This is a genomic window from Variovorax durovernensis (genome assembly GCF_977011995.1).
On record NZ_CDRNCW010000003.1, the window covers coordinates 95,396 to 119,300 of the forward strand.

General features: G+C 65.7%; 29 protein-coding genes and 2 pseudogenes. 12 read left to right on the top strand and 19 right to left on the bottom strand.

The annotated features are described in order from the left end of the window. The first annotated feature begins 95 nt into the window (after positions 1–95). The 3 genes from ACWV14_RS37580 to ACWV14_RS37590 all read left to right on the top strand — a co-directional run bounded on the left by ACWV14_RS37580 (position 96) and on the right by ACWV14_RS37590 (position 2,931). Positions 96–695, top strand: a complete 600-nt coding sequence (locus ACWV14_RS37580; protein WP_298706145.1) for a type 4 pilus major pilin — start codon at positions 96–98, stop codon at positions 693–695. 71 nt (positions 696–766) lie between these two features. Further along, positions 767–2,386, top strand: coding sequence for a type II secretion system protein (locus ACWV14_RS37585; protein WP_298706148.1), 1,620 nt, complete (start codon positions 767–769; stop codon positions 2,384–2,386). Positions 2,387–2,508: 122 nt separating this feature from the next. Continuing rightward, positions 2,509–2,931, top strand: coding sequence for a hypothetical protein (locus ACWV14_RS37590; protein WP_298706151.1), 423 nt, complete (start codon positions 2,509–2,511; stop codon positions 2,929–2,931). 173 nt (positions 2,932–3,104) lie between these two features. Here ACWV14_RS37590 and ACWV14_RS37595 read toward each other — a convergent pair whose 3' ends face one another. The 3 genes from ACWV14_RS37595 to ACWV14_RS37605 form a co-directional block, all read right to left on the bottom strand. Next, positions 3,105–4,298, bottom strand: coding sequence for a CAP domain-containing protein (locus ACWV14_RS37595; RefSeq protein WP_298706153.1), 1,194 nt, complete (start codon positions 4,296–4,298; stop codon positions 3,105–3,107). 136 nt (positions 4,299–4,434) lie between these two features. Continuing rightward, complete coding sequence (locus ACWV14_RS37600; RefSeq protein WP_454912902.1) at positions 4,435–5,307, bottom strand: metallophosphoesterase; 873 nt, start codon at positions 5,305–5,307, stop codon at positions 4,435–4,437. A 30-nt stretch (positions 5,308–5,337) separates the two neighbouring features. Then, a complete protein-coding gene (locus ACWV14_RS37605) occupies positions 5,338–5,805 on the bottom strand; it encodes a hypothetical protein (protein WP_298706159.1) in 468 nt (155 codons plus the stop codon). A gap of 217 nt (positions 5,806–6,022) precedes the next feature. Between ACWV14_RS37605 and ACWV14_RS37610 the strand changes: the two genes are divergently transcribed. Then, the gene (locus tag ACWV14_RS37610; protein WP_454912903.1) at positions 6,023–6,520 is read left to right on the top strand and encodes a hypothetical protein; all 498 of its coding nucleotides are present in this window, start codon (positions 6,023–6,025) and stop codon (positions 6,518–6,520) included. Positions 6,521–6,627: 107 nt separating this feature from the next. On the opposite strand, the gene ACWV14_RS37615 is transcribed toward ACWV14_RS37610, so the two are convergent. The 5 genes from ACWV14_RS37615 to ACWV14_RS37635 are packed head-to-tail and all read right to left on the bottom strand — an operon-like array spanning position 6,628 to position 8,930. Continuing rightward, positions 6,628–7,014, bottom strand: a complete 387-nt coding sequence (locus ACWV14_RS37615; protein ID WP_455342749.1) for a hypothetical protein — start codon at positions 7,012–7,014, stop codon at positions 6,628–6,630. Continuing rightward, positions 7,011–7,595: a VRR-NUC domain-containing protein gene (locus ACWV14_RS37620; protein ID WP_454912905.1), complete on the bottom strand. Its 585-nt coding sequence runs from the start codon at positions 7,593–7,595 to the stop codon at positions 7,011–7,013. Before ACWV14_RS37620 ends, ACWV14_RS37615 begins: the two co-directional genes overlap by 4 nt. Continuing rightward, a complete protein-coding gene (locus ACWV14_RS37625) occupies positions 7,592–7,948 on the bottom strand; it encodes a hypothetical protein (RefSeq protein ID WP_454912906.1) in 357 nt (118 codons plus the stop codon). Before ACWV14_RS37625 ends, ACWV14_RS37620 begins: the two co-directional genes overlap by 4 nt. A 2-nt stretch (positions 7,949–7,950) precedes the next feature. Then, the gene (locus ACWV14_RS37630) at positions 7,951–8,604 is read right to left on the bottom strand and encodes a hypothetical protein (protein WP_454912907.1); all 654 of its coding nucleotides are present in this window, start codon (positions 8,602–8,604) and stop codon (positions 7,951–7,953) included. Positions 8,605–8,648: 44 nt separating this feature from the next. Further along, on the bottom strand, positions 8,649–8,930 hold the full coding sequence (locus ACWV14_RS37635; protein ID WP_298706176.1) for a hypothetical protein: 282 nt from the start codon (positions 8,928–8,930) through the stop codon (positions 8,649–8,651). A gap of 233 nt (positions 8,931–9,163) precedes the next feature. Between ACWV14_RS37635 and ACWV14_RS37640 the strand changes: the two genes are divergently transcribed. Together ACWV14_RS37640 and ACWV14_RS37645 are read left to right on the top strand one after the other, a co-directional pair. Further along, positions 9,164–9,556, top strand: coding sequence for a hypothetical protein (locus tag ACWV14_RS37640; RefSeq protein ID WP_454912908.1), 393 nt, complete (start codon positions 9,164–9,166; stop codon positions 9,554–9,556). 28 nt (positions 9,557–9,584) lie between these two features. Continuing rightward, positions 9,585–10,058, top strand: coding sequence for a hypothetical protein (locus tag ACWV14_RS37645; RefSeq protein WP_455342555.1), 474 nt, complete (start codon positions 9,585–9,587; stop codon positions 10,056–10,058). Positions 10,059–10,076: 18 nt separating this feature from the next. Here the strand turns inward: ACWV14_RS37645 and ACWV14_RS37650 are convergent, their stop codons facing one another. From ACWV14_RS37650 to ACWV14_RS37695, 10 genes are all read right to left on the bottom strand, one after another. Next, positions 10,077–11,207, bottom strand: a complete 1,131-nt coding sequence (locus ACWV14_RS37650) for a site-specific integrase (RefSeq protein ID WP_455342750.1) — start codon at positions 11,205–11,207, stop codon at positions 10,077–10,079. Positions 11,208–11,300: 93 nt separating this feature from the next. Then, entirely contained in the window at positions 11,301–13,115 is a 1,815-nt protein-coding gene (locus tag ACWV14_RS37655; RefSeq protein ID WP_454912911.1) for a hypothetical protein, read from the bottom strand. Positions 13,116–13,120: 5 nt separating this feature from the next. Further along, the gene (locus ACWV14_RS37660; RefSeq protein ID WP_454912912.1) at positions 13,121–13,513 is read right to left on the bottom strand and encodes a hypothetical protein; all 393 of its coding nucleotides are present in this window, start codon (positions 13,511–13,513) and stop codon (positions 13,121–13,123) included. A 20-nt stretch (positions 13,514–13,533) separates the two neighbouring features. After that, positions 13,534–14,598 (bottom strand): hypothetical protein, encoded by a 1,065-nt coding sequence (locus ACWV14_RS37665; RefSeq protein ID WP_454912913.1) that lies wholly within the window; start codon positions 14,596–14,598, stop codon positions 13,534–13,536. Continuing rightward, the gene (locus tag ACWV14_RS37670; protein WP_454912914.1) at positions 14,582–15,085 is read right to left on the bottom strand and encodes a 5' nucleotidase, NT5C type; all 504 of its coding nucleotides are present in this window, start codon (positions 15,083–15,085) and stop codon (positions 14,582–14,584) included. Before ACWV14_RS37670 ends, ACWV14_RS37665 begins: the two co-directional genes overlap by 17 nt. 33 nt (positions 15,086–15,118) lie before the next feature. Then, positions 15,119–15,691, bottom strand: a complete 573-nt coding sequence (locus tag ACWV14_RS37675) for a hypothetical protein (RefSeq protein WP_454912915.1) — start codon at positions 15,689–15,691, stop codon at positions 15,119–15,121. A gap of 6 nt (positions 15,692–15,697) precedes the next feature. Continuing rightward, entirely contained in the window at positions 15,698–16,003 is a 306-nt protein-coding gene (locus ACWV14_RS37680; protein WP_454912916.1) for a helix-turn-helix domain-containing protein, read from the bottom strand. Positions 16,004–16,022: 19 nt separating this feature from the next. Then, positions 16,023–16,610 (bottom strand): hypothetical protein, encoded by a 588-nt coding sequence (locus ACWV14_RS37685; RefSeq protein WP_455342556.1) that lies wholly within the window; start codon positions 16,608–16,610, stop codon positions 16,023–16,025. A 41-nt stretch (positions 16,611–16,651) separates the two neighbouring features. Further along, positions 16,652–17,035 (bottom strand): hypothetical protein, encoded by a 384-nt coding sequence (locus ACWV14_RS37690; RefSeq protein ID WP_454912918.1) that lies wholly within the window; start codon positions 17,033–17,035, stop codon positions 16,652–16,654. A 717-nt stretch (positions 17,036–17,752) separates the two neighbouring features. After that, positions 17,753–18,793, bottom strand: coding sequence for an ATP-grasp domain-containing protein (locus ACWV14_RS37695; RefSeq protein WP_455342751.1), 1,041 nt, complete (start codon positions 18,791–18,793; stop codon positions 17,753–17,755). A gap of 433 nt (positions 18,794–19,226) precedes the next feature. Between ACWV14_RS37695 and tmk the strand changes: the two genes are divergently transcribed. From tmk to ACWV14_RS37725, 6 genes and pseudogenes are all read left to right on the top strand, one after another. Then, complete coding sequence (tmk, locus tag ACWV14_RS37700) at positions 19,227–19,943, top strand: dTMP kinase (RefSeq protein WP_454912951.1); 717 nt, start codon at positions 19,227–19,229, stop codon at positions 19,941–19,943. Continuing rightward, on the top strand, positions 19,940–20,362 hold the full coding sequence (locus ACWV14_RS37705; protein ID WP_454912924.1) for a hypothetical protein: 423 nt from the start codon (positions 19,940–19,942) through the stop codon (positions 20,360–20,362). Before tmk ends, ACWV14_RS37705 begins: the two co-directional genes overlap by 4 nt. Positions 20,363–20,365: 3 nt before the next feature. Then, on the top strand, positions 20,366–20,923 hold the full coding sequence (locus ACWV14_RS37710; RefSeq protein ID WP_454912925.1) for a hypothetical protein: 558 nt from the start codon (positions 20,366–20,368) through the stop codon (positions 20,921–20,923). Positions 20,924–21,588: 665 nt separating this feature from the next. Continuing rightward, positions 21,589–21,879, top strand: a complete 291-nt coding sequence (locus tag ACWV14_RS37715) for a DUF4158 domain-containing protein (protein ID WP_232357567.1) — start codon at positions 21,589–21,591, stop codon at positions 21,877–21,879. Continuing rightward, positions 21,873–22,430: pseudogene (locus tag ACWV14_RS37720) on the top strand (Tn3 family transposase); the annotation flags it as partial. The gene ACWV14_RS37715 and the pseudogene ACWV14_RS37720, both read left to right, overlap by 7 nt. Before the next feature lie 143 nt (positions 22,431–22,573). Beyond that, a pseudogene (locus tag ACWV14_RS37725) lies at positions 22,574–22,669 on the top strand (DUF4148 domain-containing protein); the annotation flags it as partial. A 329-nt stretch (positions 22,670–22,998) separates the two neighbouring features. On the opposite strand, the gene ACWV14_RS37730 reads toward ACWV14_RS37725, so the two are convergent. Further along, positions 22,999–23,901, bottom strand: coding sequence for a LysR family transcriptional regulator (locus tag ACWV14_RS37730; RefSeq protein WP_004637169.1), 903 nt, complete (start codon positions 23,899–23,901; stop codon positions 22,999–23,001). Positions 23,902–23,905: the final 4 nt, after the last annotated feature.

Genomic DNA, 23,905 nt, shown 5'->3' on the forward strand with positions numbered 1-23,905 from the left:
CACCGACGAAAAAGAACTCCTCCTTCGCCCATCAGTTTTCACCCGGTCACTTCAACCCTCCTTTCAAAACACTCAACTACTCTCAGGACCAACACATGAACTTCCGCAACATCTCCGCTGCTTCCAAGATGAAGACCACCCGCGGCTTCACGCTCGTCGAACTGATCATCGTCATCGCCCTCATCGCACTTCTGGCGATCTTCAGCCTGCCTGCCGTTCGCGGCATGCTGGTCAGCGGCAAGGTGGAGCCCACCGCGAGCGACGTGAACAAGGCAGTGGCATCGCTGCGGGGCAACTTCTCCGGCCAGGGCAACACTCCATACGTGAACCTGGGCACTGGTGCGGCCGCAACCGCGGTCTTCGCGAACACGGCGCGCGGCCGCACGTCGGCACTGACCGTCAGTGCAGCGACTGGTGCCGCTGCCACCATCCAGCACGACCTGGGCGCAACGAATTCCCAGATCGCCGTGGCCTCGTCGACGATCACCGCCGCAGGCGACTCGTTCACCGTGACGCTGCCAACCGTGAACGAAGCCGCCTGCCCTGGCCTGGCTGCGCAACTGTCTCGTTCGGCTGAGCTGATCACTGTCAATGGTGTGGTGGCGAAGGCTGTGGGTGGGACTTACAACGGTGGCACCGCGCAGAACGCCTGCACCGCCGGCGACACGAACGCCTTCGTCTTCACCTTCCGCTGATCGGAACTCAGCACGGGCCGGCCCCGAAGGGGGTCGGCAGGTCTCTCTCGCTCTTCACCTTCTCTACGCCCATGACTCATCGCCTTCGCCAGTTGCCGCATCGCGGCCGCCGCTCCCAGAGGGGTTTCACGCTGGTCGAGCTGATCGTCGCCGTCAGTATTGCTGCGCTGCTCGCGATCTATGCGCAGTCGGAAATCGCGCGAGCGTCGGAGGACCAGATCGCGAAGGCGGCAGGGACCTTCATCAAGCAGGTGTCTGCGGCGGCCGAGCAGCACGTGCTCGTGAATTTCGACGAGCTGTCGACGGGCACGGATGTGACCACGACGGCGAATGACCTTCGGCCGACTGTTGCCGAGCTGGTGGCCGAGCGGCTGCTTCCCAGTGGATTCCCGACAGCGCCGGGGACGCTCCCCACACGTCAGGATCTGCGCATCGACGTCATCAAGACGGCCTGCCCCGGCATCAGCTGCAACATCGTGGCCACGGTGTGCACGACCACCGGTGTGACGCTGGGCAGCGCCAATGTGCGCTACGACCTGGCGCAGGTGATCGTCGACCAGCAGAACGGCACAGGCGGTCTATCGACCTACACCGCGCCGGCGGCGATCAAGGGTCCTATTCTGAACATGGCCAACCCGAATGGCCCCATTGCCGGCACGGTGTGCGGTAGCAGCACCTCGTTGAACAACGAGCTGTTTCAAAAATTCGTTCGGATCCGTGACACGCGCGATCCAGACCTTCAGGGCAACCTGAGCGCGCAGGGGAACTTGGCCATCACGGGCACGTCGACCCTGACGGGCGACGTGGCCGCTGCTGGCACGGTGAGCGTGACAGGCAATGGCGCCTTCGCTGGCGCGAGCCCTACAGCGGTGCCAGCTGGCCTGCGCGGCGTTAGCACGCAGGACATGGTGGCCAGTGGCAACATCTTGACCACCGACCAGGGCGCAGGCTTCACGGGGTCGAATGGCAACTACGTGGCCATGACCTCCAACAGCGGTGGCGAGGCCGCGGTGGTGACCTCAGGGCGCATGGCAGGCCAGCGGATCATCCCTACGGGCGCCTTCATGAAGGGCTCCAGCTGCATCGAGGCGGGGGCGATCGGCCTGAGTGCGAGCGAGGCCTCGGGTTCGCTCGTTGTCTGCTCGAGCGGTCGCTGGACCCCGCTGACCACGACGGCGGTCGCCGGTGGTCCCTGCACGCTTGAAGGCCAGGGCGCCACGGATCAGGATGGCCTGCAGCTCTACTGCACTGGTGGCGTCTGGACGCCCATGCGCCAGTTCTTGCCGATCGCTGCCGACAACACGGCCTGCACCGCGCTTGGCCAGGTTGGATACTCCGCCGCGACGGCCGGCGTGAAGAAGGCGATGCTGTGCCGCGCAAATCCGCAGGCACCTGGTGTCCTGGTGTGGAAGCGCATGGAGGACGTGACCACGAATCTGGTCTTCGTGCGATCGGTGGAGGTCACGGATGGCACCTCGGTGCCGAAGCCTGCCTGCAGCAACGCGGGCAACCCGGGTGCGATGCCGATCATCCAGATGATTCCCAAGTCGGAGACCACCACCGACGGCGGCCTGGCGCGATTCGCCATCGACAACGGAGGTGCGTGGACGACGCGCTTGCTCACCGGCTCAGGAACGCCTATGCCGAATGGCTCAAGCGCGATCGCGACCCTGTATTGCTACTTTCCGTGAGAAAGTGTGATAGGAAATTTAAAATCTGTAAGACAATAGCTGCACGGAAACAGCTAGTCTGAGCGATTGTCCAGCCAAGCGTGGCCACTGATACACAAGGAAGGAATCCTGGAATGTCAAAAATGAAGCTTTTCTCTCGTGCTGCGGTCGCTGCGGGCCTCGCGCTGGCCGGGCTTTCCGCCAGCGCCCAGTTCCAGGTCGCGAACTCGACAGGGGGCCAGCAGGTCGCTGGTGCGCCGATTGCCCAGGCGATCTCCTCGGTGAACCAGATCGCAAACAACGCGCAGTACACGGCATACAACGCCCAGAACACTGCCAACTATGGGGTTGAAGTCGCCGGCGCTGCGCGCAACACGGCCAACTACGCACAGGCTGTGGCGAGCGACGCGCAAGCGCAGGCCAATGCGGCACGCAACCGTGTCGAGTACACCGCCTGGTACAACTGGTCCTACACGCGGGCGGCAGCGATTTCTGCGTGCATGGCAACGGGTGCGAATCCCGTGTATTGCACGATCGTGAACGACAGCACGTGGCCGGCCCCCTGACTTCGGCCCGGTGATGCCAGGATGAGAAAGGCGCCTTCGGGCGCCTTTTTCATTCTGGGCCGAGCTTGCTGGTGGCTGGAGGACCGGTGCATAGGTCCCGGCGCACCGCGGGCAACAAAAAAGGGCGGGCCCCGCAAGGCCCGCCCTCTTTTTTCAGCGCACTTGCGCGCGGATCAGCTGCCCGTCTTGAACGTGAAGCTGGTGCGGAAGTTGCCCTGTGCGTTCGTCGTGATCGCCGGGTTCTTGCCGGTGCTGATCGGGTTGCCGTTGTTGTAGTCGGCCATGGTGGTGTTGGTGCCAACGATCGTCACGATGTACTCCGAGTTCGGCGAAAGCGGCGCGTCCGGCAGGAGGATCGCACGGCCCGGATCGACGATGCCGTTCGGGTCATTGGCCTTCAGGATCGGCGCGCGCAGAGTGACCGCAGTGCCATCGGACTTCTTCAGCATCGTGGCGCTGTTAATCGCCAGCATCTGGCCCACACGTACCGAAACGATCACTGGCTGGCCCACGGGGTTTGCATTCAGGTCGCGTCCGGGCACCGGGTTGGGCGTTTCGTTGCGCAGCTCGTAGGCCGTGCCAGTCGTTCCTTCGCAGGGGAAGGTCAGAACAGCAGCGCCGTCGGGCTTTTGTGCGTAGGCGTCGCGGGCCAGCCCAATGTTGAACTGCGAGATCGTCCGAGGACCGAAATTGCCGGTGGTGCCGACGGCGTCGCTGCTCTTGATGGAGACGCCGATGTCCAGCTCGGGTGCCAGCAGGCTGAGTGCGTGGTAGGGCGCGCTCAGGAGGCTGCGCACCGATTCGCGACCAGCACCCGGAAGCAGGTTGGCGCCGGCGCCGGTGACGTCGGAGTTGTCGTCCAGGATCAGCTTCCACAGGTAGCCTGCAGCCGAAGCGCGGTCGCCAGGTCCGTTGCCCGTGAAGGCGGGCTTCGCGGCGTCCTGGAAGTGGCCGGCCATGTTGTTCACCAGAAGGTAGTTCGCGTGGCCGTCGGCCGCGATGTCCAAGTGTGCATTTTGCGCCAGGAGGCCGAAACCGCAGCGACGGCGCTCATTGTTGAGGCTCGTGTAGGCGGCCAGCTCTTCGGATCCAGCAGGGTAGGTGGACGCCGGCACCGAAGTGACGATGGTCGACGCGGTTTCACCGGCAGCAGGGTCGTTCTCCGCGCCAGGCATTGGCGTTGGGGCTGGTGCGGGAGGCGTGACTGGCGGTGGCGCGGGAGGGGTGGTCGGCGTATCGGGCGTGGCTCCCGGCAGGATCGGAATCCCGCCACCACCGCCTCCGCCTCCGCCACCACCGCCGCAAGCCGACAGAACAAGAGCTGCGATGGCAATCGCGATTGCGCCGGGAATCTGCTTGGTTTTCATAAAGAGGTGTCCTGCGAAAGAAAGTAATTTGAGACGCTTAAGAGTATCAATGCGAAGCAAAGACCGTCTAGGTTGCCCAAAGAAAATTCTTTGCAACGCGGAGCGACCTTGGAGCGGCGTCGCCCCGGTCCGCGCGTCAGGGCAGCGGGCCCGCGTAGTTCCCGAAGGGCTCGTCGGTCGTGTCGTCCAGCACCCGTGCGTCGCCGGCGGGCCGGGGCGTGAACAGGGCGCCAGTCTTGAACGCCATATCCGCGAACGTCAGAGCGGCGTTCGGTTCGGTGCTCAGCTCGGCGAACACGGCACCGGTGTCGATCGCGTAGCAGTTCCCGAGACGCGTTGCGCCATCGAACTGCGGGGTGTGGCCAGCAAAGATCCGGCCGATGCCGGGCACGCCCGTCGCGTCCTGCGATCGCAGGCGGGTGCGTCCCTGCAGGCAGGATGCGATGGTGTGTTTGTCGCCCGCCTCGATCGCCGAGGTGAAGCTCGGCCAGTCCATGCCGCGAGGCACCTCGCCATGGACCAGGCCCACGGTGCCGCGCGCGGTCTGGACTTCCATGGCGATGGGTAGCGATGCAAACCTTTTGACTAGTGCAATCCGCTCGTCGGGCGTCGTCGTTGACAACCAGCCCATGCCATTGAAGTTGATGGAGGCGACCGCCGCGAGCACGCCGCATGGGTCGTCCTGGGTGAGGTACAGATCGACCAGATCGGCCTCGTGGTTGCCTGGGATCGCGTGGACGTAGGGCTGGTCCAGGAAGGCGCCAGCGCGTGACGAGCCCGCCCCGCGGTCGATCAGGTCGCCTACGCTGAAGAGTCGGTCCGCCAAGCGATTGAACCCTACCGCCTTCATTCCCTGGAGCACCTGGTCGAAGGCGCCGTGCACGTCGCCGATCACGAAGTCGCGCCCGTGCGGATTGAGTGCCACCTTGCGCAGACGGGGCGTGCTGCGGGTGATCTCGGCGAGGTCCCGGCGCAGCTGGCACAGATCTTCGGGCGTGAGGGGTGTCATGGCGTGGGATGGCTTCCAGGCGGCACGGTTTCAGTAGAGGCCCGGCTTGTCTGGCGGGATGGGGAAGGGCGATTCGCCGGCGATGCTGCGCAGGTCCGCTGGTGCGTATTCGCGCGCTGGCGGGATGTCGCTCGGGATGATGCAGTGGCTGTCGATGAGCTTGAGCGCAAGCGCGAGTTCGTCCGTCGCATTTCGGTGCCCGAGCAGAGCTTGCTGTGCTGCTGCCGCACCGCGGCGTGCAAGGAGTGCCTCGTGGCGTGCGACTGCGTAGATCCACAGCGCCTTGATGAGCTCCGCGCGCGCCGTGGGTTCAAGTTTCTTGATTCGCTCCTTGCGCCCGTCAAATACCGCTTCGATGGCCTTGAAGCCCCATTCGGTCGGCAGTCCGGCTGCAGTGACTGTCGCCAGAGATTGGGGCACGGACTGAGCCGGCGAGGGCTGGTCGCGTTGGGGTTCGGGGCTGGGCTGATCGAAGAGGTCGAGGGTAGGGGTGCTCATGTGTGCTGGGGCGTTTGAAGGGGGCTTTTGCGCACCTATTTCGCTGTAGAAGAACATGGTAGCGAAGGAAATTCACTAGGTGTGACTTGGTTCACGTTCTGAGGCGGAAGGCTGCCGATGCGATTTACCGGTTTCCGTGGTGCGGATGGAACACCGACGCCGGAACGTTCCGCCGGTGGCCTTTGATACAGTCGGCTCCTCTTGCCTGAGGAAGCCCTTGAGATACTCCGATAAGCCCATCAATGCCTATGGCCAGCTGGTCGACGGCGAACACAATGGCCCTGCGGCGCTGAGCTTGCTGAGGAGCGATCTGCAGGCTTGGAACCTGGCCTACCTGTCGTTCGATTTCGAGACGAATCCCGGCAAGCCGTCCCCTGAGTTCATGTACCTGCTCGCGCTCACGCTGCGCACGGACCTGCAAACAGGGACTGTGTGCGCGGAAGGGGAGGCGCTGGCGCAGCAGTCGACGATCCGCCCGCTGCTCGAGCGCAGCCCGCGGGAGTTCGCCACCCTGCTGCTGGCCCATCCTCGGGTGCGGGAGCTGCCCTTGTACAAGGGCTTTGGCGAAAGCTGGCTCACGCTGCTTTTTGAGCGCGCCTGCGTCGCCCGCGAAGTGACTGCCGCCGCGGAGGCCGCGGGCAGTCCGGACCTGGACTCCGAGGGCGCGCCGCGTGCCGGGCGGACCCCGGAGGCGTTTGCGGCAATACGGCCGTAGCAGAAGCAGCCCTCAGGCTTCAGTTACCGGCGGGCGTGGTTGATGTCGCGGTCATCGTGGTGCGGGGTTTGGGTTCGAAAGGGAAGGGTCTCAGTTTGGCCCGTGGCTCATGCCGGCTCGGGGAACAGGATCGCGGCCAGGGCGAGCGGCGCCGTCTCGCCGCCATGCATGCGCGTGTCCAAGTTGGCGCGGCCGGACTCGTCCAGGTGCTTCAAGCCCCAGTTGATGAAGCGCGCGCCGGCGGCGGTGAGGCCAAGGTAGTTCGGCCAGACCGCATATGGGACGGCGCGGTAGCCGCGGCCAGCAACGAACTCGGGATGCAGTTTGTTGCGCTCGGAGACCCACGAGCGGCATTCCTGCTCGGGATTCCTGGAGTTCTGGCGATTGAATTCCCTCGCGCACTCGGTCGCGTTGTGGTTCATCACCCGCCAGACCGTTTCGGCCTTCTCGTTGAGCGCGTCGGCGATGCGCCCGCGTGTGGTCTCGCCAATCATTCCAGTAGCCATTTTTCTACCGTCTCGATGAAAGCGGCGCTCGAGCGAGCGACCGCGGTAAGCCATCCGTTCTCGGATGCCTCGTGGATGAAATCTTCCTGCTCGTCGCTCACGGTCCCCTTCAGCGACTTCAGCTCGATGGCCAGGCCCTTGTAGCGTCCGCTGGGGCTCGGGAAGGGAAGGATCCAGTCCGCGACGCCCTTGCGCACGCCCAGCGCCTTCATCTTTCCGGCCTCGCCGGGGCTGCGCAGGCCGCCGTTGGGCACGTGCATCAGCCAGACCAGCACGGGGTAGGCCTCTTCATTTTCGAAGACCCAGCTGGCGCAGTCACGGTGGATGGAGTCCTCCGACGGCGAGCCGTCGGCCAGGAATCCGGGAGCGCGATTGGGCAAACGCGGTGTGGCTGCGGCGGGCGCGGCAACAGGGCCGCCCCGAACGCGGGGGCGCTCGCGGGCGGGTGGACCGAGGCGAGAGGCGGAGCTGCCGGGCAGGGAGCCGCGGGGCGGCAGTCCGACCTCGTTGCGGTAGCGCTCGACGCTCCAGCGCTCGAACACGGGCTTGCGCGCGGCGTTCGAGCTCATGGACGGGGAGCCACCTGCTTGACGGGTTGGCCGCCCGGATTGCTCATGGACTTGAAGTTCAGCACCAGGCCGTTTTCGTCCAGCCAGTGCTGGACCAGTGCGGCGGCAGTCCCCTTGGAGGTGACCTCGTGCGCCGCGTGCATGAAGATGGTGCCGTCCTGGTCGCTGAACGACAGGGCCACCTTCAATTTGTCGATCTCCACGACCTGGCGGGGCAGCTCGACCGCCTTGACCGCCAGGTGGCCCGTGCGCAGAGAGTGGACGATCCAGACGGATGCCACGAAGGCGCCGAGCACACCGCAGACCACGGCGGCCACGAACAGGACGATGACCGATACGTCGAGGTCGACCATGTTCAGCCTCGGGGTGCGTCGGCTTCCGGCGCCTCTTCCAGCTCGTGGCGTTGGCGAAGGGCGTTCAGCGCGAGCGCGCGCCGGCGGCTGCGTTCCTCGTCCGTCATTGGCGTGTTGCCCAGCGAAAGCGGCGGCTCACCGGCCAGCCCAGGATCGTTCACGAGCTTCAGGCTGCGACGATCCCACACGACGAAGACGAAGGCGTGCCTCGTGACTGCCTGTACGCCACCGAGCCCAACCAGAGCGTGTTGGAAGCCATCGCTGTCATACAAGGGCAGTGACCAATCGATTTTCTCGTTCTCGCGGGTCGGGTCGAATGAGGCGTTCACCACGGCGGCGTTGGGGCGTGCTGGGTCCCGTGCACCGGTGGCGTCGCGCTGGACGTCACCTTGCTGGGCCGAATCCAGGCGGTCCAGCGTGCGGCGCACCAAGGCGCGTACGTGATCGCCACCCCACTGGAAGCCGTTCCAGGCGCCGTCGATTGCTGGGTGGACGTATGGGCCTTCGGGCGTGCGCTCCAGGATCAGATCGAGCGGCGCCGCCCCCAGGCCGGGCTCGTCGCGCAGGGAGTTGGACAGCGTCGCTTCGAAAGCCTCGCGCAGGGATTCCAGCTTGGTGGAGGTGATCTGGGCAAGGTCTAGTTGAAAGGGGGCCATGGCTTGTGTTTGACGAAAGGGAGGTTGCGGGACGCGCTAAGGACCTACGCGTCAGTGGCGGGATCCGGCGTCATGCGCATGGCACTTCGGCAGGTGCGAAGGCCTCGCACTGAGGTCGCAAGGAAGAAGACGTTCATGAGGATCACACCTACGACAGGGCCGCCTTGTGGGGAGAAGCCCCACACGATCCAGGCGATGTTGGCCACGATCCAGCAGATCCAGCCGACGTAGGACCAGCGGTCGTAGCGAGAGACGAAGTAGCTCCCCAGCATGCTCATCACTGCGCAGGCCAGGTCCAGGCCAATGTAGATGTTGAAGAGGGTCACCGTGGAGCTCGAGGTCGATAGGGGCGGCGTGCTGTGCGACGCCATCTTGTGCAATTACATTGTCATTGGATTGTGAAAGTCGTCGAAATAATATTGCACCGTTCTAGCAGTCGTCTACGTTGCTTAAAGAAAACGGAGACAATACGAGAATGAAATCGAGTGAAGTAAAGTCGTTGCGTCGCGCAGCGCAAAGCCCTACGCAGGGGATTGCCTTCCGGCGCCCGCGTCGGCCCATGGAGCGGGTGCACTGCATTGCGGTCAATCCGCGCGGCGAGGCGGGTCCGGCACAAGGCGCTGCCTGCTGGTTTCGCGTCAGCGAGGATGCCGAGCTGGTTTACGAGCGGATGTCACGGTGCCCCCAGCTGGAGCGTCACACCCTGGAGCGTTTCGAGCTCTTCGTGCCTGCGGGCGCGTCCATTTCTGCAATCGACCTGCTCGCGCTGTCTGCGACGAACTGGGGAACCTACCGAGCGGCGGTGAGCCGCGCGGCACGAACCCTGGGGGACCGGCTCGCCGCGTCCTCGCAACTCCCGCCCCGCCTGCTCATGCTGGCCCACAGCGTGCTGCCCGCGACGGCTGCAGGCGTGGCGCACGAAGCGCATTCGAGCCTCGCAGTCGCGGGCTGAACTAGAGATGTCGGGGTCCCGAAAGGCCGTGTTCGTGATCGCGCCCATGGGCAGCGCGATCACGTGGCAGGTCGACCTGCTCTTCGACGACTACTTCATTGAGCGGCTGCAGCAGCTGCGCCGGCTGGTTCAACCCGTGACTCCCCTGATGGCGGGGACCAATCTCATCATCGACAAGCTGCGCGCGCGGCTGCCTCGGGCGGTATGGCGCGCCAGTGCGGATCTTGGCAGTGAGGCCGAGAGCTCCAGCGTGGTGGTCTCCTCCGATGGCACTTTCAGCTGCAGCGCCAAGCACGTGGCCATGCGTATGCGGCTGCACTCCATCCCCGTGTCTATCGCCGACTTCGAGGCGGTGCACAGGAGCCGGCCGCCGGGCGATGTGATCTACGTTTCGCAGGGCACCATCGATGCGCGAAGCCAGGAGGACCTGGCGTCAGGTTTCGATGCGGAGCAGCGTGCGGATCTGGACCGGGATCCGCCGCCGCAGGCCTGCCAGGCGTGATTCGCGAAGCTCCTGGGTTCAGCCCGCTGCCTGGAGCTTCTCGCGGATGGCCCGGGCAGTGAACGAGGTCTTCATGCCCAGCTGATGCGACACCATCGCATCGTTGAAGCCCTGTTGGATGAGCCGTGCGGCGAACGCATTGCGCACGACCTGAGGGCCGTGGAACGGCGCCTCGTGGCCCAGCTGCGCGAGCGCGCGCTTCACGCAGCCGCTGACCACGCGCTCGGCCAGGTCGGGCGCGACCGGGCTGCAGGCCGAGCCGAGCCCCCCGCCGACCACCTGGGAGGCCCGCATATTGTCGGCCTGGCCCAGGAAGAGACGGTTCGAGCGTCGTCCTTCTCCCTCGTCATTGCGCCGGAGCTGCACGATGCGCAAGGTGCCGCGCAGTGCGATCCAGTTGGCGAGCGCCTGGCCGAGCACCGCGGGGCCGGTGACGGTGCGCGCCAGCACCTGGCGGTGGCCGGGCGAGCGGATCGTGACCGTGCCGTCGTCGTTGATGGTGACGTTGCGAGGGATGAGCTTGCACACCTCGGACAGCTTCAGGCCGCACTCGGACACGACGAGGCGCAGCGCGAGGTTGCGCGCCGGCGTCCAGGCTCCGGGCATCTGGGCCTGCTCCTCCTCGAACATCTCGGCGGCCGCGGCACGGTAGGCCTGGAGAAAGCTCACTCCCGAGGGCGGCAATGGAGGGTCCGTGTCGAAGCGGGTTTCGCGGCGCCCGCGGATCCGCTCGAGCACGACGGCCGCAGGATTGACGCGCACGACTCCCGTTGCTTCGAGGTGGGTGTAGACGCGGTTGATCTCCGCCAGGGAGGTGCGCATGGTGCGCACGCTGGCTGGTGCGTCGTTGCGCCCTCCCAGTTGCTGCAGGAAGGCCTCGATGTGCGCGGAACGCACCTGGTCCAGCTTCAAGGCCTGGGTCGGAAGCGCGCACCAGCGGCAGAACCCGGCCCAGAACGCTTGGTACACCCGGTTGGTGGCTGGCGTGAAGGTGGGTGCGTTAGCACTGTCGGCTTCGGCGCCTCGCTTCCAGGTGAGCGTCGATCGCCACTGGCGATGCGCTTCCACCGGGTCTTGCAACCAGGGCAGGTGACGCTCGCGCGAGATGGTGATCGTGGTGGCCATGATGCGCCGAGGATAGCGGAGCATCCGTGCTGGGCGCACCCGGCTGCGCGGAGAATGTGGCTTCGGCGCGTCGCCGCGTGAGGCGGTGGGCGCTGGAATGGGCGAGTCTGGCGAAGGCTACGAGCCCTTGTAGGTGCTGCGCGCGGTAGGACCGGCGTGCGCTGCGGTGTCGAAGACCGCCTGAAACCGGGCAAGGACCCTCCTGGCTAGGCGCGCCTGCTGGGCGGAAGGCAACTCGTTGTCCCAGCCGAAGTGCTGCTCGATGTCCCAGCGAACGGACTGTGCGTAGCGGCGTGACAGCTGCAGCGTGGAGCGCTGCCCGATGCCCTGAATGTGAAAGACGCGCGACACGCCGGACTGACAGGCCCGCATGAAGCGATCCTGGTCGACACAATGGCTCATCGCGATGCCCTCGGCCTCCAGTGCGTTGCCGCTGGTCAGGGGCGTCACGGTGAAGCCGTCGACCTCGAAAGGCTCGAGGATGGCGTCCCACTGGATGGCACGTGCCTGCGCGTTTTCCAGGCGCCATTTCTCCCGTTGCGCAGCATCGCGATGGCGCAGCAGCTCGGCCAGTCGCGCTCGTTCCAGGTGCAGCGTTGCGTGCCAGTCGCGCTGCCTGCGCATGAGTGAGTCCCAGGTCGCATTCTTTGCGATCGGGTGGAGCATCGAGACCACCTGGTTGCCCACCAGATCCTCGCGGTGCAGGTAGTCCCACACCAGGGGAACGTCCTTGGCGATGAAAGCCTTCAGCGTGCCCTGTCGGCGTTCCAGGACCGCCTGTCCAGCGACGAGGCGTATGGCCCGATCCAGGGTCTGCGGGTCCTCGGGAACATTTGCCGGCTTGCGGCGCAAGAGCCATTTGACGCACAAGAAGGGAGCCGGCTGCTGCGTGGCCGCAAGAGACTTGAGAATCTGCAGGGCACGCGTGCGGGATTCGTCGTGGTGGCGCAACCAAGGCTCAGGCGTCGGCGAGACCGTGGTGTCCCGCATGATCAGCCCCTCGTCGATCACCATCTGCACGAAGGTGCGCGAGGAACGGGCCAGATAGCGCCACACCGGCGCCGCCAACGCGATGTTGCCGGCGCATTCCTCGCCCGGGTGGGCACGGCTGCCGATCAGCAGGTAGCGGCGAGCGTGCAGGAGCAAGTCGGGGAGTTTGGTGAGGGTGGGCGCCTGGTCACGATGCATCGCCTGCAGGTAGGGGCCGAGCACGGGCGCGAGGGACGGTGTCTCCTCGACGCGCGCGCGCAGCGCCTTGCGGTGCTTGGCCACGCGGTTGTAGTCGCTGGATTGGGCGCGCGGTCCGTAGATCGCGGCGGTGAGCTTGAGCACCTCCGGGTCCAGCAGGTGGCGCCATACGGCGCGCGCAAGGATCGCGCTCAAGACGGTGCGAAGGCGCTTCGGCACCCTGCGCTCGCCAGCGTTCGAGCAGGCCATGACCAGAAAGCGGCGGTTCTCCTCGGAGGTGGGCATGCTGCGGTACTGATCGCCGTAGGAGCGCACCATGGGATGAGTCTGGTCCTGCGGGTCGTACCACCGCTGGCCCTCGGGCAGCGTCGCTGGGAGCGTGGACGCCATGCGCTGGGCCCATGCGTGGGTGAGCATGGCCCGCCAGCTCGACGAGGTCTGCAGCAGGCGGAAGTGCGCGTGCACGCTGCGCCGCTGTTGCCAGTCCTTCCCGCCCGGCCGCAGGAGATGGAAGCTCAGCTGATGCGTCTTCTTGTCCACGCGCATCTGGTGGAATCCGGCCAGCGTGATGCTGCGGTATCGCTCTGTCTCCTCGGCAATCACCGAGCGGATGTCCTGGGCGACAGCGTCGTCGACGAAGCGCAGGTAGAACTGGTCGAACAGCTCGGATTTGATCAGGCTGCCGAGTGGCCTGGCCTGCTTCTTGGGATTCGTCGCATCGGACCCCGCCGCAGCCTCGTTCATCCGGGTCAGGCTTTCGGGCCGGCCGGCGCACTGATCGCACTCGCGGCGGGCTCCTGCTCGTTCTCGGGCTGGTCGTCGGGCCCATAGACCTTACCCACGGCCATGGTCCAGATGCCGAGCTGTTCATAGGCGTCCGTCAGGTGCAGACCCACGAGGAAAGGCTCGCCGGGCTCGCCGACTTCGTGGCTCGTGCCGTCCAGGTCGGTCACCAAGATCTCGGTCCCGTCGCTCAGCACCTTACCCCAGGCGGTGCAGCCCCCGCCGGTCGTCCACAGCTCGAAACCGTAGTGGGCGGGGCTGACCGCGCCGGCGTCACTGGCGGTCGGGTTCGTGATGTGACGGCCCTCGTGATCGAAGCCGGGGAAATGTGTGTGGCGCTCGCGTGGCGTTGTTTCCATGGGGATCCTGATGCGGGTGGCTATTGGGGCTGTGCGCCGCTGCTCACGGCGGCGGCCGGTGCCAGCAGCTGACGCAGGGACGTGAGGTATTGGTCCGGCCTGCCCGCGTGAAGCCGCCGCAGGCCTTCACAGAACGAGACGATCTCTTCGTGGGTGGATAGCACCGTGGTCGGCAGGTGGAAGGTGTACTCGCCTGCGTAGTCGAAGGCGATGGGCACGCCGGTGAGCTCGAAGCGCAGCCAGGCAGAGAGAATCGTGCGGGCCTTGTCGACGCAACACTGGCTCCCTTCGCGCATTTCGATGATTCGCTGCACGTGCAACTTGGCGAACTGGTAGTTCTGGAACAACCATCGTGCCTTGGGCGGGATTCCCGCGGCGTTCAGCACGGCCTGGCAGACCTTCTCCTGCGGATAGATCAGCTGCAGGTGGAAGTGCGAGGGCCGACGGTTGCGCGCGGACTCCAGCGCATCGGCAAAGGCCGGTTCGTGCGCGATGGCGGCGCCAAGTTGCTCGGCGTCGTTCTCGATGCCTTGCAACATACCGGCAAGGACATCGCTCAGCACGGCCGGATCGGGCGATGCTTCCCTGCCGGACACGCTGGCGCTGGGCGCCACTCGGGCAGTGCGCGCGGCCTGCACCTCGGCGCCACTCTCATCCTCGGTGATGATTGCGTCTTCCGTCAGCGCGACGGTGCTGGTGGTGCTGAGCGATGCCTCCCACTGCTCAATGATCTCGTCGGCCATGGTGGTCGACGGCACTGAGGTGTCTTCCATGGCGCGACCCCAGACCCGGTCGACCAGGTCGCGCAGCTGTGCACGATAGGCGCTCGTGCCGGGCGCCGCGGCCGCAGGATCGGCAATGTTCAGCGCGGCTGGCTCGGTGGGCTCAGCCGGGGCCTCCGCGCGCAGCGGCGAGAAGGCCATGCCGTGGCGGGGCATGAAGGCCAGGATCTGCTCGGCCAGCGCCGGGTGCGGGCCTGGCTTGCGCAGGTGGCGGACCACGCGCGTGAGCAGGTATCGCATGTCCTCGCGCAGGGCGTGGTCCGGCTGCGTCGGCGCCGGGGGGGCTTCAGCCGCGGGGTGCATCCAGCGTGCCCTCGTCGTCGCGGCTCAACGGCTCGGCCATGTGTACCTGGATCTGGCGCACCGTCTCGCTCCAGTCGCCCTTGAAGTGCAGGACCTTGCCGGGGAACGCGCTGGCGTTGGCCCACTCGGGGTGGTCGTCGATCAGCAGATCCTGCGGCGCGCCCACGCAGCCCTTGTCGGGCGTGATGATCACTCGATCTTCCAAGCTGGGCAGGTACTGTCGCACCCATTCCAGCTTCTCGCTCGCCGCGCCCGCGTTGTGGCTCGGGATCTTGCTCAGTACCCATGTGTGAAGGCCCATGGCCTCGATGGCTTGCACGGCTGCGATCGCGCCGGGCATTGGGTGGAGCTGGCGGTAGGCGCCCTGATGCATCTTGTGAATCGAGGGCACGTGGCCATGACGCCGGCAGCTGTCCTCGAAGTCGGCGAGTGTGCCGTCAAGGTCGATGTAAGCGCGGGGGCCGGTGGGGTAGTAGCGGATGCCCATAGGGTCCTTCTCCGGTTTGGATGGATCGTCCAGTCAGGACGGTTGAAATGGGGGCGGGCTTGCGTGCTGGGCGAAGCGGTTGAAGGCTTGGAGTCGGGCGCAGGCATGGTCGCGCTGGGGACCATTCGGAATCATGCGCACCAGAGCCTCGAGCGCCGCGCGCGCAAGTGGATCGCTTGCACGAAGGATGGAGATCGGCTCGTTCATCGGAACGGCCTCTCCCGTTTGGCGCGCGACGATAGCCAGTCCGTCCGTCGTGTAGTCCGGCGATTGGGCCAGCGGCAGGCCGGGCAGGAATGGGCCGAGCGGAATTTCTGTCGATCCTGGCGGTACGCCCAGACCGATGGTCAGGCGTTCGACGGAGGCGCCGCTGAACAGCGTGCCATCCTGCAAGTAGGTGTCGTAGAGCCATGCCATTGGGCGCGCCGATTGCGTCCGCGCATCCGCCAGGGAGACGGCCTCGGCGGCGAGGGCCTGCGCCAACAGACCGGCGCCTCGACTCAGATGCTGGCGAGCGAGCCCCGTGAGAGGGCCTGCCCTATCAGGAGCCAGTGCAAGCAGTGCGAGAAGATCCGCGAGGGCGGCGCGCAGTTCGGACTTGATCATGTCGATTCACCTTGTGCGTTCTGAACGGTGTGGTCGGATCTCTGGGATGCTCTCGGAGGCGGCCACCAGGACGGACAGGCGAACGCCAAGCGCCTCGCAGACCGCAGTGGCCTTGGGAAAGGAGAGCTTTCGGCCGTTCTCCAGGTCGGACAGCGAGGACACGGCGAACCGGGTGCGCCGCGACATCTCGTCCAGGGTGATGCGTTGCGCCATGCGCCGGCGCTTGACTGCCTCGCCAAAGGCCAGGCTGCTGAAGGCCTTGATCTGACGAGCCCGGTTGATCGGGGCTGGCGTGAGTGTGACTCTGGCCACTGTCGGCTTTCGTGGGCACTCAGATCTGCGCGCGCAGCGCGCGGGCCAGATCCTGCCAGGTCGCGCCAACGAGCTCGTGCACGTTCACCGCGTAGGCGCGCCATTGCCTTGTCAGGCGCGACTTGATCGCCACGCAGGGACCTTGGCCGTCCATGAGTGACATGCCGGCCCATTCCAGAACGATGCGCGGCACCAGCATGCTCTCGCCCAGGTAGCTGGCGCCGTGTGCGGCCATCTCGGGCATGCCGGGGCTGGCGTCACGATGCAGCTCGCATAGAACGCCCAACGCGGAGTACCTGCCGGCAGCGTCCTTGAGGCGACGCGCCCCGCGCTTGAAGCGGTCCGATTCCAGGGCGTCGGCCCACTTGAGGGCGATGGCCAGGTGCATCTGCGTGCCCTTGTCGGGCACGCCCGAATTGCGCACGCTCGCGCAGGTCAGCGAGCGCATGGCGGGCAAGAGCTCGGTGGCGGGATGGCGATGCAGACCCGGGCGCTCGTTGCGCGACTCCGGGGTGAGCGGGTCCGGCCCGTCCAGGCTTCGCACGGTGCGGCGCGAGGCGTCGTGGGAAGCACTCGCCGGTGAGCAGGCGGCTGGGGAAGCGGCCATACCAAGGAGGTGGCGCATGAGCAGGGTGGTGTCGCAGTCTTTCACAGGCGCTCTCTCATGGGTTGGCGGCGATCCAGGCCGAACATCCCGGCGCAGATGACCAGGATCGGTGTCCCGATCCACGTGCACGCGGCGACGAAGGACCAGGCCCTCTCGGGGGCGGTGAACAGGCTGAGCAGCAAGAAAGCCAGCCAGGGGCTGAAGGCGAGCAGGGAGATGAACCGGAGCGCGCCCCAGCGATCGGGCGTGAAGGCGATGGCCGAAGGGGAGCCAGGCGGGCCCTCGAAGGGCACGCTAGTCGACAGGAGGTCGGGCAGCTCGACGGCGGGGCCGGCGGCGGCGGATTGCCGCGCGTCGCGTGTTCCGGAACGACCTTTCGCGACACCTCCGGCGAGGTTTTTGAGAACTCCTGCGGGCGAAGACATGAGTTTGGATCCCTGGTTCATTGCGCAGCGTACATAGAAAAAACGGCGCATCGCTTCTGCGATTCTCAATGCACCGTGCAAATACTATTTCAGGAACGAATGAACGGGCAACCATCATTTGCTTCAAAATGTTTGCCAATCTGCGCCACTACGGTTAATCCAGAGCTAGCACCGGCACCCCCTCACCCTCCAGGCCAATGCCCTGCGTGGAGTTCCGTTCCACCGGTGCCATGTCCCTCGTGAACTTGTCCTGCCCGTCCTCCTTCCCCGTGCGAGGTCGTTCCCGACGCGCCCTGTACAACAGGAGCAGTGCCGGGCGTGATGAGACCAGAGAGGAAAGCGAGGTCCCCATTGGAGTGGGCGGTAAGAGGTTTCGACTGGAACAGGTGCCAGGGGAGCGCTCCACTTGAATAGGTTTGACTGGAACGGTGTCCCATCTTGAGATAGCGATGCGAGGTGGTAGGCGGGCAGGGCGCGATGGCGCGGGGGACGGGTCACATGGAGTGCGCAGTTCCGGAGGGGACCATGTCTTGCACGAACAGGTTTTTTTGGGGGGCGTTTCCGGTGAGACTGGGCCTCACGCGGGGCAGGGCCGGGATGAGGGGCGTGGGGCGGGATTTACCCTATGATTAACTGTAGTGACCCCTCTTTTCCCCAGGCTGGTGTGCAATGGTTGGGATTCGATCGCGAAAATTGCCGGCCACGGAGCATGGCCAGCTACGAGGATTCGGAGGGGGTGAGGGCGGTGCGGCGGTTGGAGCGCGAGCGAGCGCCGTGACGCCCTGCGGAGTTCGCGCGGCCGGGCTCGTCTTCCTCGTCCTCGGGCTCCACGGCAATGCGCTCACCCTTGCGCCGGCGCGACTGGCGCACCACCGCGTGCCAGCGCTCCAGCAGGAACTCGACATAGCCGCGCGCGCTCCAGGCCATGCCGCCAGGGGTCCGGGCGTGCCCGTTAAGGCCGATTGCCCAGCCGTCGTTCACCTCCACACAAGCCGTGCGCCCGTTCTCCAGCACGCCCATGTCCAGGGCAAACGGGTGCGGGTCGCCATGGGCCACCAGGTGCGCCACCAGGGCGTCGATCGCGCAGCGGACCACCTCGCCCGTGGGCAGGGGAGCGTCGTCGGCGCCGTCCGCGTCGTAGCGGGCCTGCGCCAGGATTCGGCCGCGGGCGTCCACGTAGTAGCGCCACTCGCACTGGAAGCGAACCGGCTCGGCCAGCCACAGGGGCGTGTCCGCAGGCAGCTTGCGCAGCGCAGCCATCTGCTCGGCCACGTGCTCGTCGACCACAGGATTGGCCTGCGCCGGCGCAGCGGCCACCACCGGGTCGTACACGAAGCCGGTGAAGAGTTTCGTGGCCACCGGTTTGATGAAAGCCGGTACCCGCAACTCGGCCAACGCCCCGACCGTGGTTCGGCGCACGTGGCGCTGCAGGTAGTCCTGCAGCCCCTCGTAACCCATCGGTTCGGGCTCGCGCACGCCCAGCGCGGACATGGCCGCACGCACGAACTCCACGCTGCCCACGGGAAGGATCAGGGCCTTCAACAAGCCTAGCGCGCCGCGTGCCTGGTGGTCCGTCTGGAGCGCGCGCAGCGTCATGCGGCGGGTCTCGCAGTCCATCACTGCAGCAGCTACGAGCGCGGCACGCACCTCGACGGACGATTCCGCCTGCAGGAGCAGCACCAGTGGCGCCACGCCGCCGCCCCCCGGCACGGGTGCCGGGCTGTCTGACGATTGAGTTTCAACCTTGCTCGAAGCCATGTTGCCGCCTTACTATTTGCGTCGCGCCATGCTATTGGCGCGAACGAATAGACAGAATGATAGAACGACAAATGACGCACATGCCGAAATGTTCCGGAAACCGCACGGAAACAGCCGCCGCCGCGCCACACCGCGCCTTGAACCGGCCTGTGCCGGCCGGGGCTCGCCGGTGAACCCCGGCCCCCGAGCAGTCCCTGCGCCGAGGCTTCATGAGGCTTCAAGTACTGCGTGCCCAGGCATGCTGGCGCGCTGGGAGTCTTACCGCGCCGAGATCCAGGAGATGGAACAGCGCATGAAGACGCTGGCCTTCAGCTTCCTGAAGCTGGGAGATTACGAAAGCGCCTCGCGCTGCACGATCAAGGCCGAAGGCATGCGCTTCGTGCAAGGCCGCATGCCCACGCCCGAAGCCAGCTTCGCGCCCGAGAAGCCCACCATGGCGGCGGCCCCAGCCGGCTCCGAACCTGGCCTCTTCATCACCTTCGAGGGCATCGACGGCGCCGGCAAGTCCAGCCACATCGAGGCTCTGGCCATGGCCTTCGAGGAGCGCGGCCGCCGCGTGGTTCGCACACGGGAGCCGGGCGGCACGGCCTTGGCCGAAACCCTGCGCACCATCGTCCTGAGCGAGCCCATGGACCCGCTCACCGAGGCCTTGCTGATGTTCGCGGCGCGGCGCGAACACCTGGCCTGCGTGATCGCGCCGGCGCTGGCCGCCGGCCAGGTCGTGATCTGCGACCGCTTCACCGACTCGACCTTCGCCTACCAGGGCGGCGGGCGCGGCTTCAGCCTGAAGACGCTGAGCGCACTCGAGCGCATCGTGCAGGACGCCGGCATGTGCGCCCTGGCGGGGCGCAGCTCGCTCCCGACGGGCGGCCTGCTGCAGCCGGACCTGACGCTCCTATTCACGCTCGATCCGGCGACAGCCGCCGCCCGATTGGCCGGTGCGCGCGTGCCCGATAAGTTCGAGCGCCAGCCGCTGGACTTCTTCCGGGCCGTAGCAGACGGCTACAGCGCTCGCTGCGCACAGGACCCGCAGCGCTTCGCCCCGATCGACGCGGACCGCCCGCGCGAGGCGGTCTGGTCCAGCGTGGACGAAGCCGTACGCCGGCGGGGGCTGCTGGGCCCAGACCCGGCGAGGAGCGGTTCCCCATGACCACCACCAAGGACCTTTCCATGATGACTGCCCCCTCTCCGGCCGCAGACGGCGCATCGCCCGTTTCGGCGGCCAGCTCGCCAATGCCTTCATCGGTCACCCAGACCGACACCAGCCGCTTCGGCATGCAGATCGTGACCTTCTCGGGCGGATCCACGTTCGCCGCGCTGTATGCGGCCGAGGCCTGGTGCGCGGCGCGCGGGATTTCGGTGGGGCGCAGCGACGGGCGCAATCCCAGCGGCCTCCTGTATGGCGAGTACGACATCCAGAAGTGGCACAACCTGAACGCCAGGGAGCGCGCTGTCCTGGATGGCACGCTCACCGGTGACGGGCGCAACGGCCCCGTGACGGTGTCGATCAAGCCTCGGCCTGCGGACCGCACCCCAGCCTCGGCAGCCTTCCTCGAGAGGGCGGTGTGACTGATGAATGCGAGGCTGACAGAAAAAGACCTGCAGGAGCTCGAAGCGCGCTACCGAGCCACGGATGTGCCCGCCTGCCGCGTATGCGGCGCGCCGTTGGTCTGCGTGGCCAGCGGCGGCGGCAGCCCCACGCGGTACGCCTGCTCGACGCAAGAGTCGGTCAAGCGTCCCGTCGACTGGGAGCACTACGAGCGCAGCCGGTGGGAGGATCGGCACCAGGGTGGCGACTCGCGCGTCATGGACCTGGTCGCGAGCTACCGCCGGCTGGCCGCGGACCTCGCTGAGGCCATCACAGTGCTCGCGGCCCTTCCCTCGCGGCCGAAAATCAAGCCTGCCGACCCCCGAGCCCCCGCACGTGCACCGAAAGCAACCCACAAGAGCGTGGCGATGAGCCTGTTGCCGGAGCGGACCGAGTGCGTACGGCAGCTCAATGCCGGCAACTGGGCTTGGTGCGTGCTATTGCCGAGCGGCCAGTGCATCGGCAAGGATGCCAGCCCGCAAATCGCCTGGCGCCAGGCCCGTGCATGGGCCGAGCAGCACCGACGCGAGAAGGCGCCCTGAACAGCATGCGCATGCCCAATCCGCCAGGTGGCTCTGAATTCGCAGCAAACTTCTTGCGCGAAGGAGTGCCAGACAATACGTTGCCACCGTCAGAATCAAGAAGAGGTTTCCATGCGTGAAATTCGTACAGGTAGTGCGCTCCTATCTCTCGCAGTGCTTTTGCCCTGGGCCGCCCCCGTCGAAGCCCAGATCTTTCCAGCAGACGGCTTCGTCGTTGTGGGTGACGGTGCCGGCCCCGACTTTGCGACGATAGACGAGAGGCTCCTGGTATGCCGTGGGCAAGTTGACGTCGACGCCGGGGTTCCCAAGTGCAGGCCTTCGACGAAGCTTCCGGCAGGCGCTTCGCACGACTTCATCCCGCCTGAAAAGTACCTGGTGGAAACTGTCGGAAAGAGAGCCGGCTCTGGCCGTACTGTCGAATACTTGGGCATGTCGGGCCAGGTGGTACCAACACGGGGTCCCCTCGTTTTCAGTGCAATAACTGGCGGTACGCAAACCCAGCACTGGCGCGGGGGTGGTGTTGGTAGATCGTTGATTCTGTTGGCTTTCCTGTTCACTTCTCAAACGGGTATCGTGGCCTCCCACTAATGGGGTTCACGATGCAGGACTGGCAAACGACGTTTTTGGGGATGCGTGAGCTGCCCCGCGATATCAGTGACTTCGAGATGAAGGCGTTTTTCACCTTCGATGGTGCAGAGCGCGAGGCAATCAATGCGCGCCGGGGTGACGCCCACAAGCTCGGTCTGGCGCTGCATATCGGGTTTTTGCGCATGAGTGGCCGCCTGCTGTATGCCTTTCGGGTGGTTCCCGTCGCCCTGTGGCGCCACTTGAGCGAGGAACTTGGCATTGCCACCCCTGATGTGGCTTCGCTGCGCACGCTGTACGGGCGGGAGAAGACACTGTTCGATCACCAGCAAGTAGCGTGCACGGCCCTTGGTTTTCGGTGGATGCCCTGATCGAAAAGCATTGGGACAGCCCGGTGCACCTGGCAGCCTCGGTCATGAGCGGACATGCCAGTGCGGTGGCAGCTCTTGCGCGGTTCGGTTCTGCCGCCCAGGGCGATCCAATCTATGAGGCTGGCGTGCAATTGGGGCGGTTGCTGCGTACGGCGTTTTTGGCTGACTACTTTGTCAAGGACGCTTTCAGGAACGAGTTGCGCCGGGTGCTCAATCGGGGCGAGGCTGTTAACGCCCTCAAGCGCGCCATTTATACCGGCCGGATCAGCCCGGCGCAGGCCAAACGTGTCGATGAAATGCAGGCTGTGGCCGATGCGTTGAGCCTGATGGCCAACATCGTGATGGCGTGGAATACCTCACAGATGCAGGCGGTCCTGGATCGCTGGTCGAACCGCCGCCAGGTCATTCCACCGGAACTGATCGGAAAAATTGCTCCCACCAGGCTGGAAAGCATCAACCTGCGAGGCGTGTTCCGCTTTCCTGTTGACCGTTATGCCGACCAAATCCTGCCCTCGCGGCAGGGAGCACCGATAACTGGCACCAACGGATGAAACCGATCACGGTTTGACGCCACGAATCGCAGATTTGAAAGTGAACAGGAAAGTCAATGAAATCAACGATCTACCAACACCACCTCCGCGCCAGTGCTAGCTTTTCGTACCGTCACTTATTGCACTGAAAACGAGGGGACCCCCAATCCACCGCCGACCGCGCTGCCGTGCGTGCCCAGGCCGCAGAAGCTGTTCGCACAGGCCAGATCTCCCACGGCGAAATCGGCAACGCCATGTAATGCAAGCCGATGCGGGCGTTTCGGACGCCACCGCTTGGCGCATCCACTGCGGCTGAGCGAAGGCGTCATCGGTGCACCGCATCACATTGCATCGCCCATGAACGAGCCCCCATTGCGGGGCTTTTTTCATGGGGCAAACTTTTGACGAATCCCAGCTAGGGCAACGCCGAATAAGTCCCCGCAGTGGCGCACGCCCTGATTTGGGATGGGATGCAAGGCGCAAACCACAGCGATAGCCGTAGCTATCGCGAGGATTTGCAACGCGGCAGACCGCCCAAAGCAGGGGTGCGCGGTGCGCGAGGGACTTGTTCAGCGTTGCCCTAGGTCTGTCAGGACGGCCCCATGCGGCCCGACGAACGTTCCAGCAGGGTTTCCAGCACCTCGATACGGTGCCGATGCCGGGTGGTGATGGCGTAGAAATGCTCCTGCAGCCCGGCGGAGTAGCCCACCTTGACGAGGATGCCCGTGCGCAACTCGTCCTGAACCACCACCTCGGGCAGCACGGTCAGCCAGCCGCTGTCACGGGCGATCAGGCGCAGCATGGCCATGTCATCCACCTCGGCGCGCAATCGGGGCGTCACCCCGGCCGATGCACACAGGGCTTCAAACTGCGCACGCAGTGCATGGCGGGGGCCAGGCAGCGCCACCTCCATACCCTCCAGGTCTTCAGGTATGCGCAACGAGCGCGATTGCCACACGCTGGCAGGGCCGACCAGCGAGATGGACTGGCTGCCGAGAAATTGGCAGTGCAAGGGGCGCTCGGAGTCGGAAGGCACTGACTCATTGGCCAGCACCACGTCCAGCTGGTGCTGCACCAGGCGCGAAATCAGCCCCTCCAGCAGCCCTGACTCCAGCGTCAAAACCACGGACGGGTCGGCCAGCAAGGGGCGGATCCAGTTTTCCTGGTAGTTGCGGGACAACGTTGCCACACTGCCCACGCGCAGCCGGGTCACCCCCGACGCGCTGCCCTGCAGGCGCCCCAGCATTTCCTGACCCAGTCCGAAGATGTTCTCGGCATATGCCAGTACCAGTTGCCCGGTGTCGGTCAGCAGCAGGCGGCGGCCCTCTCGCAAAAACAGCTCTTCGCCCAGGCGCTCTTCCAGCTGCCGGATCTGGGTGGACACCGCAGACTGGGACGTGTGCAGCTCTTGCGCTGCCTGGGTAAGGTGCCCCAGCTTGGCCACACGCCAAAAGTAGAACAGGTGGTTGAAGTTGAGTTGATCGAGTCTCATTGTT

What these genes read in the sequence shown, in the direction of transcription:
- ACWV14_RS37580 (WP_298706145.1), top strand. Translation starts at nt 96, where the DNA reads ATGAACTTCCGCAACATCTCCGCTGCTTCCAAGATGAAGACCACCCGC.
- ACWV14_RS37585 (WP_298706148.1), top strand. Translation starts at nt 767, where the DNA reads ATGACTCATCGCCTTCGCCAGTTGCCGCATCGCGGCCGCCGCTCCCAG.
- ACWV14_RS37590 (WP_298706151.1), top strand. Translation starts at nt 2,509, where the DNA reads ATGAAGCTTTTCTCTCGTGCTGCGGTCGCTGCGGGCCTCGCGCTGGCC.
- ACWV14_RS37595 (WP_298706153.1), bottom strand. Translation starts at nt 4,298, where the DNA reads ATGAAAACCAAGCAGATTCCCGGCGCAATCGCGATTGCCATCGCAGCT.
- ACWV14_RS37600 (WP_454912902.1), bottom strand. Translation starts at nt 5,307, where the DNA reads ATGACACCCCTCACGCCCGAAGATCTGTGCCAGCTGCGCCGGGACCTC.
- ACWV14_RS37605 (WP_298706159.1), bottom strand. Translation starts at nt 5,805, where the DNA reads ATGAGCACCCCTACCCTCGACCTCTTCGATCAGCCCAGCCCCGAACCC.
- ACWV14_RS37615 (WP_455342749.1), bottom strand. Translation starts at nt 7,014, where the DNA reads ATGATTGGCGAGACCACACGCGGGCGCATCGCCGACGCGCTCAACGAG.
- ACWV14_RS37620 (WP_454912905.1), bottom strand. Translation starts at nt 7,595, where the DNA reads ATGAGCTCGAACGCCGCGCGCAAGCCCGTGTTCGAGCGCTGGAGCGTC.
- ACWV14_RS37625 (WP_454912906.1), bottom strand. Translation starts at nt 7,948, where the DNA reads ATGGTCGACCTCGACGTATCGGTCATCGTCCTGTTCGTGGCCGCCGTG.
- ACWV14_RS37630 (WP_454912907.1), bottom strand. Translation starts at nt 8,604, where the DNA reads ATGGCCCCCTTTCAACTAGACCTTGCCCAGATCACCTCCACCAAGCTG.
- ACWV14_RS37640 (WP_454912908.1), top strand. Translation starts at nt 9,164, where the DNA reads ATGGAGCGGGTGCACTGCATTGCGGTCAATCCGCGCGGCGAGGCGGGT.
- ACWV14_RS37650 (WP_455342750.1), bottom strand. Translation starts at nt 11,207, where the DNA reads ATGCTCCGCTATCCTCGGCGCATCATGGCCACCACGATCACCATCTCG.
- ACWV14_RS37655 (WP_454912911.1), bottom strand. Translation starts at nt 13,115, where the DNA reads ATGAACGAGGCTGCGGCGGGGTCCGATGCGACGAATCCCAAGAAGCAG.
- ACWV14_RS37660 (WP_454912912.1), bottom strand. Translation starts at nt 13,513, where the DNA reads ATGGAAACAACGCCACGCGAGCGCCACACACATTTCCCCGGCTTCGAT.
- ACWV14_RS37665 (WP_454912913.1), bottom strand. Translation starts at nt 14,598, where the DNA reads ATGCACCCCGCGGCTGAAGCCCCCCCGGCGCCGACGCAGCCGGACCAC.
- ACWV14_RS37670 (WP_454912914.1), bottom strand. Translation starts at nt 15,085, where the DNA reads ATGGGCATCCGCTACTACCCCACCGGCCCCCGCGCTTACATCGACCTT.
- ACWV14_RS37675 (WP_454912915.1), bottom strand. Translation starts at nt 15,691, where the DNA reads ATGATCAAGTCCGAACTGCGCGCCGCCCTCGCGGATCTTCTCGCACTG.
- ACWV14_RS37685 (WP_455342556.1), bottom strand. Translation starts at nt 16,610, where the DNA reads ATGGCCGCTTCCCCAGCCGCCTGCTCACCGGCGAGTGCTTCCCACGAC.
- ACWV14_RS37690 (WP_454912918.1), bottom strand. Translation starts at nt 17,035, where the DNA reads ATGTCTTCGCCCGCAGGAGTTCTCAAAAACCTCGCCGGAGGTGTCGCG.
- ACWV14_RS37695 (WP_455342751.1), bottom strand. Translation starts at nt 18,793, where the DNA reads ATGGCTTCGAGCAAGGTTGAAACTCAATCGTCAGACAGCCCGGCACCC.
- tmk (WP_454912951.1), top strand. Translation starts at nt 19,227, where the DNA reads ATGGCGGCGGCCCCAGCCGGCTCCGAACCTGGCCTCTTCATCACCTTC.
- ACWV14_RS37705 (WP_454912924.1), top strand. Translation starts at nt 19,940, where the DNA reads ATGACCACCACCAAGGACCTTTCCATGATGACTGCCCCCTCTCCGGCC.
- ACWV14_RS37710 (WP_454912925.1), top strand. Translation starts at nt 20,366, where the DNA reads ATGAATGCGAGGCTGACAGAAAAAGACCTGCAGGAGCTCGAAGCGCGC.
- ACWV14_RS37715 (WP_232357567.1), top strand. Translation starts at nt 21,589, where the DNA reads ATGAAGGCGTTTTTCACCTTCGATGGTGCAGAGCGCGAGGCAATCAAT.
- ACWV14_RS37730 (WP_004637169.1), bottom strand. Translation starts at nt 23,901, where the DNA reads ATGAGACTCGATCAACTCAACTTCAACCACCTGTTCTACTTTTGGCGT.